This is a genomic window from Pseudomonas sp., assembly GCF_037994325.1.
In the GTDB taxonomy this organism is placed as follows: Bacteria; Pseudomonadota; Gammaproteobacteria; order Pseudomonadales; family Pseudomonadaceae; genus Aquipseudomonas.
Genome location: NZ_JBBNAH010000264.1, coordinates 1 through 3,230 on the forward strand (window position 1 = coordinate 1; position 3,230 = coordinate 3,230).

At 61.7% G+C, this 3,230-nt stretch carries 2 protein-coding genes and 1 pseudogene; 2 read left to right on the forward strand and 1 reads right to left on the reverse strand.

From position 1 onward, the window contains the following. Positions 1–1,167 (reverse strand): tetratricopeptide repeat protein (locus AAAB16_RS08910; protein ID WP_340663012.1); only part of this gene is annotated, 1,167 nt, incomplete at its 3' end. A 260-nt stretch (positions 1,168–1,427) separates the two neighbouring features. Here AAAB16_RS08910 and AAAB16_RS08915 point away from each other — a divergent pair. Together AAAB16_RS08915 and AAAB16_RS08920 are read left to right on the forward strand one after the other, a co-directional pair. Continuing rightward, positions 1,428–3,026: an ABC transporter substrate-binding protein gene (locus AAAB16_RS08915; RefSeq protein ID WP_340663013.1), complete on the forward strand. Its 1,599-nt coding sequence runs from the start codon at positions 1,428–1,430 to the stop codon at positions 3,024–3,026. Beyond that, positions 3,023–3,230: pseudogene (locus tag AAAB16_RS08920) on the forward strand (hypothetical protein); the annotation flags it as partial. The gene AAAB16_RS08915 and the pseudogene AAAB16_RS08920, both read left to right, overlap by 4 nt.

The window sequence follows — 3,230 nt, forward strand, 5'->3', positions numbered from 1 at the left end:
ACGCTGCGCATGGCTTCCGCCGGCCTCAACCAACCTCGGCAGCACGGAATCTAATCGCTGCGCCGCCCGTTCAAAATCGCCGGTGGCGTGGGCATACAACCCTTCAGCTGCCGGCCAGGTGATTTCACGCCACACGGCGCGGCTATGTTCCGGCGCCTGCTCTGCACGCAGTTGCAACGCGGCTAGCAGCGTCTTGGCCTGCGGACGCCCCGCGCGGGCCAACCCGTAAAGGTATTGCAGCGAAAGAAATGGCTGGATGGTGTCGTTGCGGCGCACTTGCAGGTACTCGGCCAGCGCCTGCCAGCGTGCGCTGACGTCAACCTCGGCGAGCTCCAGCCGGGTGAGCAACGACACCGCGCCAATCTGGTCCTGGGAGTATTCCGGCAAGATGCCCCACACATGCTGGTCGTAAATATCCAACACCCGCTGCTGCCGTCCGCGCGCCAGATGGAACAGCGCCAGGTGCCACCAGTTATGGGTGTACATAAACGAATTGAGGCCGACCCAGCCGTATTTCACCGACTCCAGAAACGCCGTGCCTTCAGAAATCCGCCCCTCGGTAAGCAGCACGTGGGCTAGCGCGTGTTGCGCCCAGGGCTCGCGGGGTTCCAGTTCCAATGCTTGGCGCGCCGCGGTTTCGGCATCGGCCAGCAAGTGACATTGCTCGTAAGCAAACGCCAGCATGCCGTGCACTTGGGCCACTTCGCTGGCATGCGGCAGCACCTTCAATGCCACGCGCAACATGCCCGGCGAATCGCCCTTGTTAAAGCGCAGGTAGTGGCTGAGTTTCAGGGCGAATAGATCGCGCGGATGGGCGTCCAGCAACTGGTCGGTGAGGGTCAGGGCCAGCGGCGTGTCGTCGGCGATCAAGGCGTCCAGCAGGGCGAGCAGGGTGCTTTCGCGCTTGGGTGTGTTGGCATCAAGCAGCAGGCGCGCGCGGGCACGGTAGTGGCTGGCCAGCGGCGCAGCATCGGGCGACTCGATAAACATGGCGAGAAACCCGGCATACACATTTACCGGCAAATCGTCCGGCGCAGCATCGGCGGCCGGCAAAATACCTTCGGCGCGGGGTTCGTAAGTGAGCAGGCCGCCGATGAAATCATCAATGGCGGCGAGGGTGGTGGCATCGCGGGTGGACAGCGGGTTGCCGAGATAATCGTGGGACATGCCTGTAGCTCCGTACAAGGTCGTCAGTGTGCTGATGGGCGGTGTATCGCAAAGCCTGTGCCAGGGCGCAAAGCCGCGTTATTCGGTGCTGTGGCGCGGCGTCGTTGCTGGTTTCCGGACAATCTGCGGAAACGGCTGCTGCATAACCAACAGCCTAGCTGCAACCCAGCGCCGCAGGCCACGGGGCATGGGCGCTAGACACGCTGGCATGGGGCTTGCTCCTGAGGGTTTATCCCTTCGGCTGATGATGAGACACCGCGATGCCGCACACCCCCTCCTTTCATCTGCGCAGCACCCTTGGCGCGTTGGTTACTGCATTGGCGTTGACCTGGTTGCCTACAGCCGGCGCTGAGCCGGTTCGCGGCGGCACCCTCGGCCTGGTCGCCCAGCCCGAGCCGCCAGCGTTAGTGCATGCGTTGGTGTCCCATGTGGCCACGCAGTACGTCAGCGGCAAAATCTTGCAAAGCCTGATTGAGTTCGACCACGACCTAAAACCGCAGCCTGTTTTGGCCCGCGAGTGGACCACCTCCGACGACCGCCTGACCTGGACCTTCACCCTGCAAGACGGCGTCACCTGGCACGACGGTCAGCCGTTTAGCGCCGATGACGTGGTGTTCAGCTTTACCACCTTTTACCCGACCGTCGACCCTCGGCAAAAAAGCCTCTTCGCGGACTATTTCCAGTCGGTAGAAGCGCTCGATGCCACCCATGTGCGTTTCACCTTGAAGAAACCCTTCGCGCCATTGCTCGACCTGCTGGGCAGCGGCTTGCGCCCGGTGGTGGCCAAGCATGTGTACGACGGCAAAGGCGATTTCCGCGCCAACCCGGCCAATCTGCAACCCATCGGCACCGGGCCGTTTGTGTTCAAGGAATGGAAGCGTGGCGCGTATATCCGCCTGGAACGTAACCCGCACTATTGGAAGAAAGACCTGCCGTATCTGGACGCCGTGGTGTTCCACGTAATCCCCGATGCCGCGTCGCGCGCCGCCGCCTTTGAGCGTGGTGATATTCAGGTGCTGCGCAGCGGCGATGCCGACTACGCCGACCTTTCACGACTCGCCGCCTTACCGGGCGTAATCCGTACGGAGCAGGGCTGGGAGGCGTTTCGCGGCCAGGCATTTTTGCAGATCAACACGCGCAAGCCGCCGCTGGATAACGCCAAGGTGCGCGAGGCCATTTTGCTGGCCTTGGACCGCAAATTTATCGTCGACAATATCTTCTTTGGCACCGGCAAACCGGCCGAGGGCATCTTTCCCATCGGCAGCCCCGAGCATGATCCAAACGTGGAGCAACACGCCTTTAACCAGGCCAAAGCGCGCCAGTTGATTCAGGAGTCCGGCGTGGACCTGAGCAAGGTGCGCCTGCGTTTGCTGAACGGCGAAAAAGGCGGTGCCTGGGAACGTGCAGCGGAGTACACCCGCCAAGCACTGCAACCGCTGGGTATCAAGGTACAAGTGGTGACCTCGGATTCGGCGACTTGGTATCAGCGGGTCAGCGATTGGGATTTTGACCTCACCTATAACTTCAGCTTCCAAGTCGGCGACCCCTACCTGTCGACCTCGTATTTCTACCGCACCGACAACATCGCCAAGGGCTCGCCGTTTAACAACGTGGTTGGTTACTCCAACCCGGTCGCCGATAAGCTGTGGCAGGACGCCGCCAACGCGCCGGACAGCGCCACCCGCATCGCCACGTACCACCGCTTGGAAGCGGTATTGAACACTGATTTACCCATACTGCCGATTTTTGAAATGCGCTTCCCGACGCTGTACCACGACGGCGTTAAAAACCTGCTGAAAACGGCCACCAGCGTCAACGAAAGCCTGGACCAAGTGTATGTGGAGAAGCCGGCGCAATGAGTACACGCGCTTCGCTGGCCCAGGGCCTGTACTTTGTGGCGCTGCGCGTCGGGCGGGTGCTGTTGGTGATTCTGACGGTGTTGATCGGCACCTTTTTGCTGCTGCGGTTGGCACCCGGCGATCCGGCATTAACCATGGCCAGCGCTGCCGGTTTGGATGACCCGGCCTATGTGGAGCAGCTGCGTCACGAAATGGGCCTGAACC